Source organism: Brevundimonas sp. Leaf280 (assembly GCF_001422455.1).
Lineage (GTDB): Bacteria > Pseudomonadota > Alphaproteobacteria > Caulobacterales > Caulobacteraceae > Brevundimonas.
In genome coordinates this window covers 200,778-217,445 of record NZ_LMNC01000006.1, presented here as the reverse complement: position 1 = coordinate 217,445, position 16,668 = coordinate 200,778, and the positions used below count along the sequence as shown (strand labels likewise).

The 16,668-nt window shown below is 64.9% G+C and carries 18 protein-coding genes and 1 tRNA gene; 14 read left to right on the top strand and 5 right to left on the bottom strand.

The genetic code is table 11. The features are described 5' to 3' along the window. The first annotated feature begins 47 nt into the window (after nucleotides 1–47). The 5 genes from mgtE to ASF31_RS12120 all read left to right on the top strand — a co-directional run bounded on the left by mgtE (nucleotide 48) and on the right by ASF31_RS12120 (nucleotide 4,983). Nucleotides 48–1,466 (top strand): magnesium transporter, encoded by a 1,419-nt coding sequence (mgtE, locus tag ASF31_RS12140; protein ID WP_055754870.1) that lies wholly within the window; start codon nucleotides 48–50, stop codon nucleotides 1,464–1,466. Nucleotides 1,467–1,544: 78 nt separating this feature from the next. Then, nucleotides 1,545–2,690: a glycoside hydrolase family protein gene (locus ASF31_RS12135; RefSeq protein ID WP_156356033.1), complete on the top strand. Its 1,146-nt coding sequence runs from the start codon at nucleotides 1,545–1,547 to the stop codon at nucleotides 2,688–2,690. 43 nt (nucleotides 2,691–2,733) lie between these two features. Then, on the top strand, nucleotides 2,734–3,903 hold the full coding sequence (locus ASF31_RS12130; RefSeq protein WP_055754868.1) for an isovaleryl-CoA dehydrogenase: 1,170 nt from the start codon (nucleotides 2,734–2,736) through the stop codon (nucleotides 3,901–3,903). Nucleotides 3,904–3,933: 30 nt separating this feature from the next. Beyond that, nucleotides 3,934–4,119, top strand: coding sequence for a DUF3008 family protein (locus tag ASF31_RS12125; RefSeq protein ID WP_055754867.1), 186 nt, complete (start codon nucleotides 3,934–3,936; stop codon nucleotides 4,117–4,119). A gap of 99 nt (nucleotides 4,120–4,218) precedes the next feature. Then, a complete protein-coding gene (locus tag ASF31_RS12120) occupies nucleotides 4,219–4,983 on the top strand; it encodes an exopolysaccharide biosynthesis protein (RefSeq protein WP_200918632.1) in 765 nt (254 codons plus the stop codon). A gap of 251 nt (nucleotides 4,984–5,234) precedes the next feature. Here ASF31_RS12120 and flaF read toward each other — a convergent pair whose 3' ends face one another. Together flaF and flbT are read right to left on the bottom strand one after the other, a co-directional pair. Next, nucleotides 5,235–5,600 carry a flagellar biosynthesis regulator FlaF gene (gene flaF, locus ASF31_RS12115; RefSeq protein ID WP_039247294.1) on the bottom strand — a complete coding sequence of 122 codons (366 nt, stop codon included), beginning with the start codon at nucleotides 5,598–5,600 and terminating at the stop codon, nucleotides 5,235–5,237. Continuing rightward, nucleotides 5,560–5,982, bottom strand: a complete 423-nt coding sequence (gene flbT, locus ASF31_RS12110) for a flagellar biosynthesis repressor FlbT (RefSeq protein ID WP_045811316.1) — start codon at nucleotides 5,980–5,982, stop codon at nucleotides 5,560–5,562. The genes flaF and flbT overlap by 41 nt, the downstream gene beginning before the upstream one ends. A gap of 156 nt (nucleotides 5,983–6,138) precedes the next feature. Here flbT and ASF31_RS12105 point away from each other — a divergent pair, with 156 nt between their 5' ends. The 8 genes from ASF31_RS12105 to ASF31_RS12070 all read left to right on the top strand — a co-directional run bounded on the left by ASF31_RS12105 (nucleotide 6,139) and on the right by ASF31_RS12070 (nucleotide 12,171). Continuing rightward, a complete protein-coding gene (locus ASF31_RS12105; protein WP_055754931.1) occupies nucleotides 6,139–6,582 on the top strand; it encodes a hypothetical protein in 444 nt (147 codons plus the stop codon). Between the two features lie 12 nt (nucleotides 6,583–6,594). Next, complete coding sequence (locus tag ASF31_RS12100; RefSeq protein ID WP_055754865.1) at nucleotides 6,595–6,789, top strand: hypothetical protein; 195 nt, start codon at nucleotides 6,595–6,597, stop codon at nucleotides 6,787–6,789. Nucleotides 6,790–6,852: 63 nt separating this feature from the next. Beyond that, nucleotides 6,853–7,713 carry a MoxR family ATPase gene (locus ASF31_RS12095; RefSeq protein WP_017505219.1) on the top strand — a complete coding sequence of 287 codons (861 nt, stop codon included), beginning with the start codon at nucleotides 6,853–6,855 and terminating at the stop codon, nucleotides 7,711–7,713. 73 nt (nucleotides 7,714–7,786) lie between these two features. After that, nucleotides 7,787–8,590 carry a hypothetical protein gene (locus tag ASF31_RS12090; RefSeq protein WP_055754864.1) on the top strand — a complete coding sequence of 268 codons (804 nt, stop codon included), beginning with the start codon at nucleotides 7,787–7,789 and terminating at the stop codon, nucleotides 8,588–8,590. A 94-nt stretch (nucleotides 8,591–8,684) separates the two neighbouring features. Beyond that, nucleotides 8,685–9,326: a YfbR-like 5'-deoxynucleotidase gene (locus ASF31_RS12085; RefSeq protein WP_017505221.1), complete on the top strand. Its 642-nt coding sequence runs from the start codon at nucleotides 8,685–8,687 to the stop codon at nucleotides 9,324–9,326. A gap of 4 nt (nucleotides 9,327–9,330) precedes the next feature. After that, entirely contained in the window at nucleotides 9,331–10,263 is a 933-nt protein-coding gene (locus ASF31_RS12080; protein ID WP_055754863.1) for a hypothetical protein, read from the top strand. Nucleotides 10,264–10,350: 87 nt separating this feature from the next. Next, a tRNA-Ser gene (locus ASF31_RS12075) sits at nucleotides 10,351–10,440 on the top strand. 168 nt (nucleotides 10,441–10,608) lie between these two features. Beyond that, a complete protein-coding gene (locus tag ASF31_RS12070; RefSeq protein WP_055754862.1) occupies nucleotides 10,609–12,171 on the top strand; it encodes a carboxylesterase/lipase family protein in 1,563 nt (520 codons plus the stop codon). Here ASF31_RS12070 and ASF31_RS12065 read toward each other — a convergent pair. From ASF31_RS12065 to ASF31_RS12055, 3 genes are all read right to left on the bottom strand, one after another. Then, nucleotides 12,168–13,154, bottom strand: coding sequence for an alpha/beta hydrolase (locus ASF31_RS12065; RefSeq protein ID WP_055754861.1), 987 nt, complete (start codon nucleotides 13,152–13,154; stop codon nucleotides 12,168–12,170). The genes ASF31_RS12070 and ASF31_RS12065 overlap by 4 nt on opposite strands. A gap of 96 nt (nucleotides 13,155–13,250) precedes the next feature. Further along, nucleotides 13,251–14,537, bottom strand: a complete 1,287-nt coding sequence (locus tag ASF31_RS12060) for an MFS transporter (protein WP_055754860.1) — start codon at nucleotides 14,535–14,537, stop codon at nucleotides 13,251–13,253. An 88-nt stretch (nucleotides 14,538–14,625) separates the two neighbouring features. Beyond that, nucleotides 14,626–15,462, bottom strand: a complete 837-nt coding sequence (locus ASF31_RS12055) for a 2-keto-4-pentenoate hydratase (RefSeq protein ID WP_055754859.1) — start codon at nucleotides 15,460–15,462, stop codon at nucleotides 14,626–14,628. Between the two features lie 135 nt (nucleotides 15,463–15,597). Between ASF31_RS12055 and ASF31_RS12050 the strand changes: the two genes are divergently transcribed. After that, the gene (locus ASF31_RS12050; RefSeq protein ID WP_055754858.1) at nucleotides 15,598–16,647 is read left to right on the top strand and encodes a LacI family DNA-binding transcriptional regulator; all 1,050 of its coding nucleotides are present in this window, start codon (nucleotides 15,598–15,600) and stop codon (nucleotides 16,645–16,647) included. The last annotated feature ends 21 nt before the right edge of the window (nucleotides 16,648–16,668 follow it).

Genomic DNA, 16,668 nt, shown 5'->3' with positions numbered 1-16,668 from the left:
TTCATCGGCTAAGTACGGCTGGACATTCTACCAAGGGAGGCGACCACGTGAGCACCACGGACACCGCCTTTGCTCCAGACGAGACGCTCGATAACGAAGACCACGCCGCCCTGGACGAGGACTATGTCCTCACCCCGCAATTCGTCGAGAAAGTCGTGGACGCCGCCGACGACGGCGACGGGATGCGGCTGCGCTCGCTGCTGGAAGACCTGCACCCGGCCGACGTCGCTGACCTGATGGGCTTTCTGACGGCGGAACACCGCGCCGTCGTCGTGCTGTGGTTGCCGCCCGAGCTTCTGGCCGAGACCCTGCCCGAGCTCGACGACAATATCCGCGAAGAGGTGCTGGAGCGGGTCCCGCACGGCACCCTGGCCGAGGCGCTGCAGGAACTGGATTCCGACGACGCCGCCGCCGTCGTCGAAGACCTGGAAGACGACCAGCGCGAACGCGTTCTGGCCGCCATGCCCGAAGTCGATCGCGCCGCCATCGAAAGCAGCCTGGGCTATGCGGAAGAGTCCGCCGGCCGCCTGATGCAGCGCGAGGTGATGGCCGCGCCCCAGTTCTGGAGCGTGGGCGACACCATCGACCACATCCGCAAACAGGGCGACGACCTGCCCGAGCTTTTCTTCGACATCTATGTCGTCGATCCGCTGAACCGTCCGGTCGGCGGCGTGCCGATCAGCGGTCTTCTACGCGCCGCCCGAACCGTCGCCCTGACCGATCTGATGGAGCCGATCAACGAGATCGCCGTCGATCAGGATCAGGAAGAAGTCGCCTACATCTTCGAGAAATACCACCTGATCTCGGCGCCCGTCGTGGACGCGGCCGGGCGGCTGGTCGGTCAGATCACCGTCGATGACATCGTCAACATCATTCAGGAAGAAAACCGCGAGGACATTCTGCGTCTGGCCGGTGTCGCCGACGAAGACCGCGGTTCGTCCGTCCCCGAGATCGTGCGCGGTCGCGTGCCCTGGCTGGCGATAAATCTGGCGACGGCGGCGCTGGGCGCCAGTGTCATCGGCCTGTTCGAGGCCACCATCCAGCAGATCGTCGCCCTCGCCGTCCTGATGCCAATCGTCTCGGCCATCGGCGGCAACGCCGGCACCCAGGCCCTGACCGTGACCGTACGCGCCCTGGCGACGCGCGAGCTGAACAGTTCGAACGCCCCGCGCACCTTCTGGCGCGAGATGATGGTCGGCCTGGCCAACGGCGTGATCCTGGCCCCCCTGATCGGCATCGCGGCCGGCTTCTGGTTCCGGGACGAAGACTGGAAGATCGGCCTGGTGATCGGCGCGGCCATGATCCTGAACCTGCTGGTCGCCGCTTCTATCGGGGTCCTGACGCCCCTGACGCTGTCCAAGTTGAAGTTCGACCCTGCCGTGTCGTCGGCCGTGTTCGTCACGGCGACCACCGACTTCTTCGGCTTCTTGATCTTCCTTGGTCTGGCCACACTGGTGCTGCTCTAGACACGACGCGGACGATCCGGCGCGGCCCTTGCTGGAAGCGGTGCGAGCGCCGCGCGCCTGTTTCCAATTGGGTCAACTGTGTCTGACGTCCTCCCCAAACCCAGCAAGGTGTCCCGCGAGGGCGTCCTGCTGATCAAGAGTTTCGAAGGCTTCCGGCCTCGGGCCATGCAGCGCAGCGACGGTCGATGGGTCATCGGCTATGGCCACACCCAGTCGGCCCGCGAGGGCGCGAGGGTGTCCGAGGCTGAGGCTGAACTGTTGATGCAGTACGACCTGATCCCGGTCGTGAAGGCCGTGACTGAGCATGTTCGCACGCCTCTGAACCAGCATCAGTTCGACGCCCTGGCCAGTTTCGCCTTTTCCATCGGCGCGGACAGGTTCGCCGCGTCCGACGTGGTCGAGCAGTTGAACGCGGGGTCTGCGCGTCAGGCGTCCGCGTCTTTGAGCGCCTGGGCCGATGAGGCCGCAGCCGAGACCCCGACCCGCCGTCGCTCGGCTGAACACGCCCTGTTCAACGCCGCACCCGGCGCGCCGGTCACCTTGGCGGACCTTCTGGCCGCACCCCTGCCGTCTCCTTTCGAGACGGATGAGCCGACTTTGCCCGCCGTGGACGGCGCCCTGGATGAAGCCGTCGCCCCCTTCCCGGCTCAGAACGACGTACCGCTGGCTCAAGCGACCACCGCGCCTCAGCCCCACGCCGTCTATGCCGCGACGGCTGTCGGCCCGGTCCCGGACGTCGTGCCGCTGACAGGGCAATCGGAGACCGTGTCCGTCGCTGCGCCGATTATCGCGGCCAACGACATCCACGCGCCGGTCGAGACCCAACAGCCGGAGACGCCGTCGGGCTTCGCGGGTGCGCAGAAAACCAGCGTGGTCCTGACCGCGCCGGGACTGGCCGAAGCCGCGTCCGGCGACAGCGCCGCCGCACCGGCCATCGAGGGTGATGCGGCAGCCAGCGAAGACGTGCTGAGCACGCGCGAGGTCGTGGCCCGCGCTCGGGCCAAGCGGCGTTCGGGCCTGGGGGAAACCCTGACCTTCTTGATCATGGGCGGCTTGGGGGCTCTGTGCCTTGGCGTCGCCATGGCCGCCTTTCGCCGCGCGTCGATATCGAACAGCAGCGACACCGCCACGGTCGCCTGGGTCCTGATCCTGGTCGCCGCCGCCTGCCTGGGGGTGTCGGGCTACAACTGCTATCGGCGCTGGGGACGGGCTGACCGCGTCTGACAGCGCTTGGCGAAAGGCCGTGCGCGATGCTACGCCCTAGCGCATGAGCATTCCCTTCGCGCCCCAATCCATGGAATTCGGCCTTGGCGATAACGCCGACGCCATCCGCGACACCACCGCCCGCTGGGCCGCTGATCGCCTGGCGCCGCTGGCCGCCGAGATCGACGAAAAGAACGAGTTCAAACGCGAGCTCTGGCCCGAGATGGGCGAACTGGGCCTGCACGGAATCACCGTCGAGGAAGAGTTCGGCGGCCTTGGCCTGGGCTATCTCGAACATGTCGTGGCGATGGAGGAAGTGTCGCGCGCCTCGGCCTCGATCGGCCTGAGCTACGGCGCCCACTCCAACCTGTGCGTCAATCAGATCCGTCGCTGGGGCACGGCCGAGCAGAAGCAGAAATATCTGCCCAAGCTGATCAGCGGCGAACATGTCGGCTCGCTGGCCATGTCCGAGGCCGGATCAGGTTCCGACGTCATGTCGATGCGCACCCGCGCTGAAAAGAAGGGCGATCGCTACATCCTGAACGGCACCAAGTTCTGGATCACCAACGCGCCCCACGCCGACACCCTCGTCGTCTATGCCAAGACCGATCCGGACGCTGGATCAAAGGGTTGCACCGCCTTCCTGATCGAAAAGGGCATGAAGGGTTTCAGCGTCAGCAAGAAGCTGGACAAGATGGGCATGCGCGGCTCGGACACCGCCGAACTGGTTTTCGAAGATTGCGAAGTGCCGGAAGACGACATCATGGGTCCGTTGGGCGGCGGCGCCGGCGTGCTGATGAGCGGCCTGGACTATGAGCGCGCCGTTCTGGCCGCTGGCCCGCTCGGCATCATGCAGGCCGCGCTGGACGTGGTCCTGCCCTACGTCCGCGACCGCAAACAGTTCGGAAAGCCGATCGGCTCGTTCCAGCTGATGCAGGGCAAGATCGCCGACATGTATGTCGCCCTGAACAGCGCCCGCGCCTATGTCTATTCGGTCGCCCGTGCCTGCGACGCCGGCCTGACAACGCGCTACGACGCGGCGGGTGCGATCCTGCTGGCGTCCGAAAATGCGGTGAAGGTCACGATGGAGGCCGTTCAGGCCTTGGGCGGCGCCGGCTACACCAAGGAATGGCCGGTTGAACGACTGGTCCGCGACGCCAAACTCTATGACATCGGCGCCGGCACCAACGAGATTCGCCGCTTCCTGATCGGACGGGAACTGCTGGGCGGCTGACGGCTTGTCCCCGCACAAGGGAGACAGACCATGCCCGCCAAATCCGCCGCTCAGCAAAAGGCCGCCGGCGCGGCCCTGTCGGCTAAGCGAGGAGACACGCCAATGTCGAAGCTTAAGGGCGCGTCCAAGTCCATGGTCGAGTCCATGACGGAAAAGCAGCTGCAAGACCTTGCCGAAACCAAGCGCAAGGGCAAACCCGAGCACGTGCAGGACTGAGACACAGTCGATTTATCTCATCGCCTGTCCGTTCTGTAAGTGGCGATCCGCGCGCCGACCGCCTAGATGGGCGCAATCTGCAGCCGAGCGCCCCGCCTGATGCCCGCCCAACCGCTTCCGAACGACGACCTGCGGCGGTTCTCCGACGTTCTTGAAGACCTCGGCCACGCCCCCGAACCCAAGCTGACCATGGCCGAATTAGTCGCGTCGTTCGGCGAGCGCGGCTTCGGGGCTATGATCCTGATCCTGTCGCTGCTGGCGCTCTTGCCCTGGCCGCCCGGCGGCAAGGCGGTCTTCGCCGTGCCGATCATCCTGATGTCTCTTGAATTGGCCTTCCAGAGACAGAGCGTGTGGCTGCCGCGCTGGATGTTGAAGGCCTCGGTGTCCCGCGCCGCCTACACGTCCTTGATCGCCACGCCGTTCGCAGCCCCGGCCTGGCTGCGTCGCTGGGTACTGTCGGCAAGGGTGCGGATCGCCGGGCGCCGCTACATCTTTTCCGACGGCGTGAGGCGCGCCGTTCGCAGACGCCCGAATGGCCTGAGCGTCTTGAAGATGGTCCGCGCCATCGAACGCTTGACCCGCCCGCGCCTGCCGCTGCTGACCGGCGATGTCGCCGACACCTTCACCGGCCTGGTCTGCGTCGTGTTGGCCCTGATCATGGCCTTGCCCATCCCATTTGGAGACGCCCTGCCCGGCATCGCCCTGGTTCTGTTCGCCCTGGGCATGATGCAGCGCGACGGGGTCGCCATCCTGCTCGGCGTCGTCGCCACCGCAGCCAGCGCTCTCTATCTGTTCCTGATATGGGCGACGGTAGTCGAGGTGGCCCAGCACGTGACCGGCTGGTTCGCCAAACTGCTGCACTGACGGCGACAAAAAGGGCCGCCGGGTTTCCCCGGCGACCCTTCATTGCCTGACCGCGAACGGTCCGGCCGCAACTCAGTCTGAAAGGCTCAGACCAGACCCTCTCCGAGGGCCAGGGTCGCGGTCGCCGCTCGCGATTGATGACAATGAGACACTGGATCACCTCCTTTCGACTGTTGAACAGGGAGGTGAAACATAAGACGGCTCAACGCCTTGCGCCAATGGGCTTCGCGCTTTCGTGAACGCGTGCCGACCTACTGCGTCGGTGACGCCCCGCCGGACAGGCCCTGCATGATCATGCGATTGATATCGATCAGATCCTGAAAGCTCTCTTCACCCCGCATGATCGCCGAGGAATGGCGATTGATGAACAGGCTGAGGGAAATGATCTGCGCGCGCATCGGAGCGCCCAGGGCGTTGCCGGGATCGCTGCACTCGCCAGCCAGCGTTGACCAGAGACGCCGGTTCCAGTCCAGCGCGTCGATACGGGTGGCGATGTCGGATTCGTCGACGGTCGAGGCGTGAACCAGAGCGCGCGTGACCTGACCGAACAGACGGTACTCCAGGTCGCGCGGGCTCTCAGCCCTCGCTGTCGCCGCTGTGTAGGCCTGAAGCGACATTCAGCACTCTCTCTTCATACTCGACAATCTTACGCGCCGACATCAGGGCCTTGTAGTATTCGCGCGCCAGCACATGACGCGAGGCCGAGACGCATTCGGCCAGGATGTCCGGATTCTGCGTCGCGCCCATGAATTCGGTGATCCGCAGAGCGAGTTCGTCGAAGAACTTCGACGCCGAACTCTCGTCCAGATACATCATCATGATCGGGAAATAGATGCGGCGTGCGGGCGTGGTGACATCCTCGGCCTGCATGATGTCCTTCTCGCGCAGGACGCTGGCGCGGTTTTGGAGGATCAGCACGCCGCGACGATCGCCGTTCTGGACCACGGCGCCATTCAGAACGAACTTCTCGCCGGGTTTCAGCGACAGCTTCAAGGCCATTGAGGACCGTACTCCAGTCGTGGTCGAGCCGGTCGCGCACGACAGCTCCGAGTGAATCAGACCCTACCCCGGCATCAGTTAACCATCCCTTGTGAGATCGATCCGCTGGAACGCGTATCGTCGCCGTTGCGTTGGCTTGTCGAAGAGGAGACCACCATGCCGGACAACGACTATCAGGACGATCAGGAACAGTCTGAGACGTTCGACGAAACCCATCTGGACGACGAGGGCGACGGCGAATTTCTGCTGGATGAAGCCGACCAGGTGCTGGACGTGACCCAGGCTGACGGCGACGCCGACGAAGAGGAGTTCGACGAGGAGGCCGAGGTCGATCTCGACGACCAGTTAGCTCTCGACGGCATCGAACGCGAAGCCGACGCCCTGTTGGGCGTCGATGGCGAAAACCGCGATCAGATCGACGCCGACGGCGGGCCTCCGTCAGCACCAGATGAAGTCGAGCTCGTCTATTCGGGCCTAATGGAAAACGAACGCGGCGCACAGGCAAGCGCCGCCCACTGGGAGGCCAAACGGCTCTCGGATGACGATATCACGGACCTGGGATACGGCCCGGACGGCGAGCAAGACGCTCCGGCGCGATAAGGAGAGAATGACATGACCGACGACAAAGCCCGTCACGACGCGTCGCCCGACGCCCCGCACGCCAAGCGCACGACCTCGCAGGACGGCGTGCCGGACCAGCTCGACAAGATCGACAAGTTTGAAAGCCGCCAGGAGGCGCTGGTGGATGAGGGTCTGGAAGAGACCTTCCCCGCCAGCGATCCAGTCTCGGCGAAGCGCATCACCTGATCGCTGTTCACGACGCAAGTGATCCGCTAACCCACTTCGTGGAAACACGGAGTGGGTTTTTCTATGAGCCGTTTCGAAGGCACGGACCGTTATATCGCCACGAGCGACCTCAAGGTCGCGGTGAACGCTGCGGTCGCGTTAGAGCGTCCCCTGCTGATCAAGGGCGAGCCCGGCACAGGCAAGACGGTCCTGGCCTATGAGATCGCCAAGGCCTTCGACGCGCCGCTGATCACCTGGCACGTCAAATCCACGACCAAGGCCCATAACGGCCTGTACGAGTATGACGCCGTCAGCCGACTGCGCGACAGCCAGTTGGGCGAGGAACGCGTCCATGACGTTCGTAACTATCTGAAAAAAGGCAAGCTGTGGGAAGCCTTCACCGCCCCCGCCCGCCCCGTCTTGCTGATCGACGAGATCGACAAGGCCGACATCGAGTTTCCCAACGACCTGCTGCAAGAACTCGATCGGATGGAGTTCTACGTCCAGGAAACGGACGAGACGATCCGCGCCGAAGTGCGCCCAATCGTCATCATCACCTCCAACAATGAAAAAGAGCTGCCCGACGCCTTTCTGCGCCGCTGCTTCTTCCACTTCATTCGCTTCCCCGACGCCGAGACCCTGTCCGCGATCGTCGATGTGCACTTCCCCGGCATCAAACCGCGCCTGGTTTCTGAGGCGTTGAAGACCTTCTACGAAATCCGCGATACGCCGGGCCTGAAGAAGAAGCCGTCGACCTCAGAGCTTCTGGATTGGCTGAAGCTGCTGCTGGTAGAGGATATCGATGCTGAGACCCTGCGTGAGAAGACGCCGAACAAGCTTATCCCGCCGCTGCATGGCGCGCTGCTCAAGAACGAGCAGGACGTGCATCTGTTCGAACGCCTGGCCTTCCTGAACCGCCGCGAAGGCTCGCGCCCCGGCGGCTGACCCTGTGATTACCGCGATTTCACTGGATCACGCGGCCGCAGCGCGCAGAATGGGGGCCAAGAGAGGTTCGACCATGCGTCATGTCCTGCTTTATCTAGTCCTCAGCGCCAGCTTGGCCGCCTGCGATGGCGACAACTCGGTCCGCATCACCACCACCTCCTCCAGCGACGATCAGGGCGCAGGCGTATTAAAGGTGATCGACGCCCTGCAATGCCCCGACAATCTTGGCGTCCTGACGCGAAAGGGCCTAGCGGCGGCAGGCGGCGCGAACTGCGTCTATGGCGGCCCCAAGGGCGCCGACGTCGTGCTGCATCTGGTCAAGCTGGACGGGCGCTCAGTCGATGATGTGTTGCGGGACTTCGAGGCGCGCGCCAGCGCCGATCTGCCTCATACAGTCGCGCGGCTGGCCCCGGGCGCAGGCGATGCGCCGCCGCCGCCTCCATCAATCGAGGCAGGCGATACGACTTCCGTCCAGGCGCCTGGCGTCGACATCAAGACGCGCGGCGAAGACGCCTCGGTCCGACTGCCGGGCCTGAAGATCGAGACCCAGGGCGATAACGCCAGCGTTCGCATCGGCGGCATCAACATCCAGTCCAAGGACGGACAAAACGTCCGCACCGAAACCTCGACGGTCAGCGTGGACGCCAACGACAACTCCACGCGCGTGCGCACCCGTGCGCCGGGCGCGGCGACGCGCATGACCTATATCCTGGCTGACGATCAGCCCGGCGATGCGGGCTGGCGCCAGGTCGGCTTCGAGGCGCGCGGCCCCAGCGGCGGCCCGATCGTCATCGCCGTGGTCAGGTCCAAGGATCGTAGAAACGACGGCATTTTCGACGACGCCAAGGAACTGGTCACACTGAACGTCGGACGCTGACGCGGCGATTTCGTGCGCCGTCTGGTGCCTCCCGCTTGATCCCGGCGTGTCTTTGCGTCACCTGACCAGCCGACAAGCGATCAGGACACGCGATTTGGCCGAGCGCCCCACCAAGAAGAACGCCCCCCGCGCCTGGCAGCGCATGCTGTCCGGTCGTCGCCTGGATCTGCTGGACCCGTCGCCGTTCGACATCGAGATCGAGGACATCGCTCACGGCCTGGCGCGCGTCGCCCGCTGGAACGGTCAGACCATCGGCGAACACGCCTTTTCGGTCGCCCAGCACTCGTGTGTGGTCGAGGAGATCGCCGCCCACATCAAGCCCGGTCTGGATCCGAAATGGCGTCTGGCCGCCCTGCTGCATGACGCCTCGGAATACGTCATCGGCGACATGATCTCGCCGTTCAAGGCGGCGCTCGGGGCCGGGTACAAGGACTTCGAGGCCAAGCTGGAAGCTGCGATCCATCTGCGCTACGGCCTGCCGCCCAAGACGCCGCAAACGATCAAGACCCTGATCAAGAAGGCCGATAAGGCCTGCGCCTTCTTCGAGGCGACGCAGTTGGCAGGTTTCACCGAAAAGGAATCGCTGGGCTTCTTCGGCAGCCCGCCCGAGGGCTACAGCCTGACGATCGAGCCGCAACCCGCCCCGGTCGCCCAGGCCCGCTATCTGGAGCGCTACCGTGTCCTGGCTGGGGCTGTCGGCCTGATCCCCGCCGACGACGCCTGGCACACGGAATAGCGCAATGACCCAGGGGGCGGAGGATGGCGTTCGCATCGGTCTGTCGGCGGTCGTGATGACCTTGAAAGACCGACAGGCCGTCGTCCTGACGACCCCGACCGAGGACGGTTCACGCGCCCTGCCCTTCGGGCCGTTTGATCCCGTGCGCGACCGCACCTTCGAGCGCGCCCTGCGGGATTTCGTGACCGCCCAGACCGGGTTCCGGCTCGGCTTTGTCGAACAGCTCTACACATTCGGCGACGCGGGCCGCGCCTCGCCCCGCGCTACGCCCGGCCCTGGCCGTCACAGAGAGGTCTCCGTCGGCTATCTGGCCCTGACGCCCGACGCTGCCGAAGGCCAGACCCACGACGCCCGCTGGGACGCGGTGTTCGAGTTCTTTCCCTGGGAAGATCGGCGCGGCGGTCAGGACGCGCAAATCACGGAAGGCCTGCACGCCTGGGCCGATGGCGACGAGCACCGCCTGGCCCGCGCCCGCGCCCTGTTCGCCCTGACGCCCGATCACCGCTGGAACGAGGAGCGGGTGCTGGAGCGTTATGAACTGCTCTACGAAGCGCGTCTGGTCGCCGAGGCGTGGCGCGACGCCGACCTGTCGCCCACGCAGCCCATGCCGGGCCGCATCATGTCCTCGGATCACCGTCGCATCCTGGCGACCGCGCTTGGCCGGCTGCGCAGCAAGCTGAAATATCGTCCGGTCCTGTTCGATCTGACGCCTGGCGTCTTCACCCTGTCCCAACTCCAGGCGGGCGCCGAGGCCGTCTCGGGCCTAAGCCTGCACAAGCAGAATTTCCGGCGCGGCGTGGAGCGGACAGGGCTGGTCGAAGCCACCGGACAGCTCTCTTCCACCACGGGTGGCCGACCCGCCGAACTGTTTCGATTCAAGGGCGTGGACGCCCAGACCGGCGCCGCGCCGGGCCTGTCTTTGCCCGCGCAAAGATAGCGTCGGATTTCTTTCATAGACGGGTTGCGAAGCGCTGCGGCTCCGACTAGAGAAGCCCCTCGCTCGACCAAGCGATATCGGCGCCGCGGAGAGGTGGCAGAGTGGTCGAATGTACCGCACTCGAAATGCGGCGTGCCTGGAAGGGTACCGTGGGTTCGAATCCCACCCTCTCCGCCATCGGCCTGACGAAGGCCTAGGCCAAGTTCCGACATTATCGAAACGAGGTTTCGGCCTTTGTCGTCGGGTTTCTGCGCCTGCATCTCGACCTCGCAAGTATTGCGCATTGAATGATGATGATACCGGTGTCAGGATCGCTCTCGCTGGATATCAGATGGGCGACGATCGATGATCACGCGACGTAAGGCGCTGCTGAGCAGCATGGCGACCGCAGGTTTGCTTTCGGCGTCCTCCGGCGTGCTTGCGGCCACGGCGCCGAGTAACGTGATGACCACCGTCGGGCCGGTCATCGGTCTGCGGCAGGACGGGATCAGCGTCTTCAAAGGCGTGCGATATGGAGCGCCGACGCGACGGTTTCAGCCGCCAGAGAAGCCGACGCCATGGCGCGATCCGGTTCGTACAACAAGTTACGGCGCGGCCAGTCCGCAGCGCGGCGATGAGCCGAATCAAAGCGAAGACTGCCTGTTCCTGAACGTCTGGACGCCGGGGACCGACGCGGGTCGGCGACCGGTGATGGTCTATATCCACGGCGGCGCCTATTCGAGCGGATCGGGATCGGACCCGCTGTATGACGGCACGCGTCTGGCGGCGCGCGGCGATGTCGTGGTGGTGACGCTGAACCACCGGCTGAATGTTTTCGGCTATGCCTATCTGGCGCGACTGGCCCCGGGGTTCGAAGATTCGGGCAACGTCGGCCAGCTGGATCTGATTCTGGCGCTGCAATGGGTACGGGACAATATTGCCGCGTTCGGCGGCGATCCGTCCAGGGTGATGCTGTTCGGTCAGTCCGGCGGGGGCGCCAAGATCGCCACCCTGATGGCGACGCCGGCGGCGCAAGGTCTGTTCCACCGCGCCGCGACCATGAGCGGTCAGCAGGTGACGGCGTCCGGGCCGATCAACGCCACGACGCGGGCGGCGACCTGGCTGAAAGCCTTGGGCCTGACCCCGGATCGGGCGGCCGAGGCGGCGACGATGCCTGTCGAGCGGCTCCTCGAAGCGCAGAGCGCCGAGGACCCGATCCTGGGCTTTGGCGGCCTGTATTTCGGGCCGGTGCTGGATTTCCGCACCCTGCCCCGCCACCCCTTCTATCCCGATGCGGCGCCGCTGGGCCGGTCAATCCCCATGATCATCGGCAACACGCGCGAAGAAACGCTAGGATTTATGGGCAACGATCCGAAAAACGTTGGCCTAACGTGGGACACCTTGGCGGCGCGACTGTCGCCCGGCGTCATGCGAATCGACATCACGCCCGAAGCCGTGATCGCCGGCTATCGCGCCATGCATCCTGAATGGTCGCCCGACCAGGTGCTGATCGCCGCGACGACAGCGGGCCGGTCCTGGCGCGGCGCGGTGATCGAGGCTGAAGAGCGGGCCAAGGCCGGCGCACCCGCCTGGGTCTATCAACTCGACTTCCCTGGAGAGTTGGCCTCGGGTCGCAAGGGCGCCTTCCATACCGCCGACATCCCGCTGGTGTTCGACAATGTAGAGGCGACAGGCTCACGGACGCGTGGGCCGGATGCGCAAATCATGTCGGACCGGATGAGCGACGCCTTCATCGCTCTGGCCCGCGACGGCGATCCCAACCATGCGGGACTGCCGCGCTGGGACCGCTATGAGCTGCCTCGCCGTCAGACGATGTTGATGGATGTCCAGCCGCGCATGGTCGATGATCCGCGTGGCGACGAGCGGGCCTTCTTCTCGGCCATTCCCTATATCCAGCCGGGAACCTAGAGCGGAAAATCCAGCCGGGCGGCCCAGGCGCGCACCAGATCGGGCCAGACCTGGGCGGGTTTGCCCTGGATCAGGCGGATACCGAATCCGTGGCCGCCTTCCTGAAACAGATGCGCCTCGGTCGGGACGGCGGCGGCTTTGAGCGTGGTCAGCAACTTCAGGCTGTTCTCCATCGGCACGGACGCGTCGTCCATGGCGTGCAGCAGGAAGACGGGCGCCGCATTGCGCCACTCCATCTGCTCCAGAGAATAGGCCGCGATCCGCTCGGCCGAAGGCGTCTCGCCCAGCAGGTGCGTCCGCGATCCGGCGTGGACGTACGGGTCCGCCATGGTCGCGACCGGATACATTAAAACGGTCAAATCTGGTCGCAAGGATGCGCTGTCGGCGGCGTCGACCGGTTCATAGGTCGGGTCCGTCCGGACACTGGCCAACCCCGCCAGATGACCGCCGGCCGAGGCGCCCAGTACGGCGATCTTTTGCCGATCGACAGCATAGTCGGCGGCGCGGCTGCGTATCAGCCGGATCGCACGCTGGGCGTCCTGAAGGGGTGCGTCGGCCCCGGCCGCCCAGCCGTCAGCCGGCAGGCGATAACGCAGGACGAAACAGGTCGTGCCGCTGGCCGCGAAAACGCGCGCAACGTCATACCCCTCCTTGTCCAGCACCACCCAGCGGTAGCCGCCACCGGGTATGAGGAGCATCGCCGAACCATTCGGCCGCTCGGGGCGAAAGACGGTCAGGATCGGATCGGTCGTGTACTGGGCGTAACGGTCGTGGAAGGCGGGATCGATCGACCGCTCTGGCACGACCGGCGTGACAGTCACACCCTGCCCGCCCGGCGCGCCGTCGGGCCATAGGCGGATGATCTCGGTTGGGTCGGCCGGACCGGCGCGCCCGCCGTCCGCCACTGTCTGCGCCCTCGCTCCGGATGCGCCAACCACGGCCCCCATCGCCAGACCTAAAAGCGTCCTGCGTTCCAGATCCATCGCGGTTCTCTCTTCCTGAAAAGACGACGGCCGGACGATCGCTCGGCCGGCCGCAATCCTTGATGACGTCGCGGCGCTGAGCCACGCAGTCTTTCGTCAGACCTTGGCCAGTTCGTATTTCGGCGTGATCAGATGAATGACCAGAAGCGCGATCAGATAGGCCGAGGCCGCCACGATGAAGATGGGCGTATAGGTGCCGATCTTCTCCAAGACGTAGCCGGCGTATTTCGCCATGGCCATGCCGCCGATGGCGCCCAGCATTCCGCCGATGCCGACGACCGATCCCACCGCCGAGCGTGGGAAGACATCGCCTGGAAGCGCATAGAGATTGGCCGAGAAGCCCTGGTGCGCGGCCGTCGCCAGTCCAATGATTCCTACCGCGACCCAAAGGTTTGACGCCTCGGCCGCGAAGGCCACCGGCACGGCGCATAGGGCGCAGATCAACATGGTGATCTTGCGGGCCTTGTTGATGCTCATGCCCCTATGCATGAAGCGCGACGACAGCCAGCCGCCGCCAACCGACCCGACATCGGACAGCAGATAGATGGCGACCAGCGGCGGGCCGAAGGTCTTTAGGTCCAGCCCATAGGTTTTGCCGAGGAAGTCCGGCAACCAGAACAGGAACATCCACCAGATCGGATCAATCAGGAACTTGCCTAGAGCGTAGGCCCAGGTTTCCTTGACCGTCAGCAGTTTGGTCCATTTGACCTTTTCGACGACGTCGGCCGGGTCCTGTTCGATGTAGGCTAGTTCGGTCGCGGACAGCTTCTTCTGTTCGCGCGGGCGGCGATAGACCAGCAGCCAGATCGGAAGCCAGATCAGGCCCAAGGCCCCGGTGATGACAAAGGCCATCTGCCAGCCGAAGGCCAGGACGAGGCCTGGAACGATCAGGGGGGTGACGATGGCGCCGATATTGGTGCCGGCGTTGAACAGCCCCGTGGCGAAGGCGCGTTCCTTCTTCGGGAACCACTCCGCGACCGCCTTGATGCCGCCGGGGAAGCCGCCGGCCTCACCGACGCCCAGCACCATCCGCGCCATCATGAAGTGCGACAGATCTCGCGCCGCACCGTGCATGATATGGCCGATCTGCCAGATGCCGAAGGCGATCCCCAGACCCCAACGCGCGCCGATCTTGTCCATGATCCGGCCCCACAACAGGTAGGCCACGGCATAGGACGCCTGGAACCAGAAGACGATGTCGGCATAGTCCGTTTCGGACCAGCCGAACTCGGCCGACAAGGTCGGCTTGAGGAAGCCGATCATCTGGCGATCGACGTAGTTGATGACCATGGCTGCGAACAGCAGCCACATGATGATCCAGCGATACTTGCCGGGAGATGGCGCCTTGATCTGGATCGGCGGCGCGACGGAGGCGTCTGACATGGTTATGAAAACCCGTTCCTGAATATTCCTCAACGCGTCCCTGCTCTTTTCCGTCCCTGAACGGCGGCGGGGTGGGCGTCCGATGATGTTACTGGGCCTCGGCCCTGACGACCGAACAGTGAAGTTCTGCAATACCCTTGAAGATGCACACGGCCTCGTCGCCCGCGTGGACACGGTGGACGCCGGTGACAGCCCCGGTCGAAACCAGCGTGCCCGCCTTCAGCGGACGGCCCCAGCGCGCGCAATGTTCAAACAGAAATCGCACGGATTCCATCGCGCCGCCGGCCAGGGACTGCGACCCGCCCGTGCCGACACTGGCGCCATTGATCACCGTCTCGACCTCAATGCCGTCCAGGCGCTCGCGCCAGTTCTCAACCTCGGGACCGATCATCAGTCCGCCATTGTTGCCGAAATCGGAGGCGACCACGGCTGATCCCAGGTCGTTGATCGTCGAAAGCGGACTGCCAGCCAGCTCGACGCCGATGAAGACCTTGTCCACGACGCCCATCGCGTCTTCGATGGTCCAGTCGGTCTTGGCTGGATCGGCGTCGGCGCCGATCCGAGCAATGAACTCGGCTTCCACCGCTGCAAACCCGCCCTCGATTTCGGGCAAAGGCACGACTGTATCGCCGGGCGCCGGCCAGACATTGCGCGCGAAAATGGCGCCGGCCAGACGATGGATCCCCAGCTTCGGCTGCTGCTCGAGCGGCACACCGCCCACCTTCCAGCCCACGACCTCATCGGGAAACAAACCGATGGCGACGTCCTGGATGGCGTAGGATTCGGCCATGCTCTGCGGAATCACGCCCGGATAGCCTGGCGTGTTGCGCGCCGCCAGACGCGCGGCGACGAACTGCTGTGCGATCGCCGCCGGGTCGGCCGACAGCGCGTCGTCCTGGCTCGCAAGAGAGGGGGTCGAAGTCAAAGGTGTCGCCTCGTGAATAGGCTGCGATAAGAGCGATGAAGGAAACCGGTGTCAATGCGCTTTAACTGAGCCCCATGGCGTCGGCCGCGAGTCGCGGCTATGCCTTCAAGCTGCACATAGGGAAGGAGCCGAACCTTGGCTCAAGACGATCCGCGATCCGGCAAGCCGGGCAAGCGGGCAACCATCAATGATGTCGCCCGTGAGGCGCAGGTCTCCAAGAAGACCGTCTCGCGGGTCATCAATCAGTCGCCGTTCGTCAAGGAAGACACGCGCGAAAAGGTCAACGCCGTCATCAAGGCTCTGGGTTTCACGCCTGATCCACAGGCGCGCGGCCTGGCTTTCAGGCGTTCGTTCCTGGTCGGTCTGATCTACGATAACCCGAGCCCGACCTATGTCGTGAACATGCAGCAAGGCGTGCTGGATGCGCTGAAGGGTTCCGGCCTGGAACTGGTCGTCCATCCTTGCAATCGCAACTCCCCTACCCTGCTGGAAGACATCAGGGGCTTCGTCGAGCGCCAACGTCTGTACGGCGTCATCATGCCGCCTTCGGTGTCCGAGGACGAACAGGTCATCGACCTGCTGCGCGATCTCGACTGCCCCTATGTCCGCATCGCCTCAGTGGCCTTGGATGAACCTCAGGCGATGGTGGTCACCAATGACTGGCTCGGCGCGGCTGAGGCAGCGGCACATTTGGCCGATCTGGGACACAGACGAATCGGTCTGGTGCGCGGGCCGGACCTGTTCCGGTCGTCGGCCGTGCGTGGCAAGGGGTTCCTGGACGCTCTGGCCGAGCGCGGGATCCCGCTGGACCCGGCTTACGATTTCAAAGGCGCCTATACGTTCGAATCAGGCGTGGAGGCGGGCCACGCCCTCCTGGCGCTGGAAACGCCGCCGACCGCGATCTTCACCCTCAACGACGACATGGCCATCGGGGTGATGCAGGCGGCGCGAGATCGCGGGCTGGAACTGCCTCGCGACCTGTCCGTCGTCGGTTTCGATGATTTGCCGATGGCGGCGCGGGTTTGGCCCAACCTGACCTCGGTGCGCCTGCCGATCCGAGACATGGGACGGATGGCGGCCGAAAAGCTGCTGGCGCCGATGCGGGGCGTGGATCCGGCCACGATGCAGCAGCCCGAAGTTCGACCGGCTCTGGTGGTGCGCAAGTCGGCAATCCCGGCAGTCTGAGTTGGGTCGGCGCGCGTGATC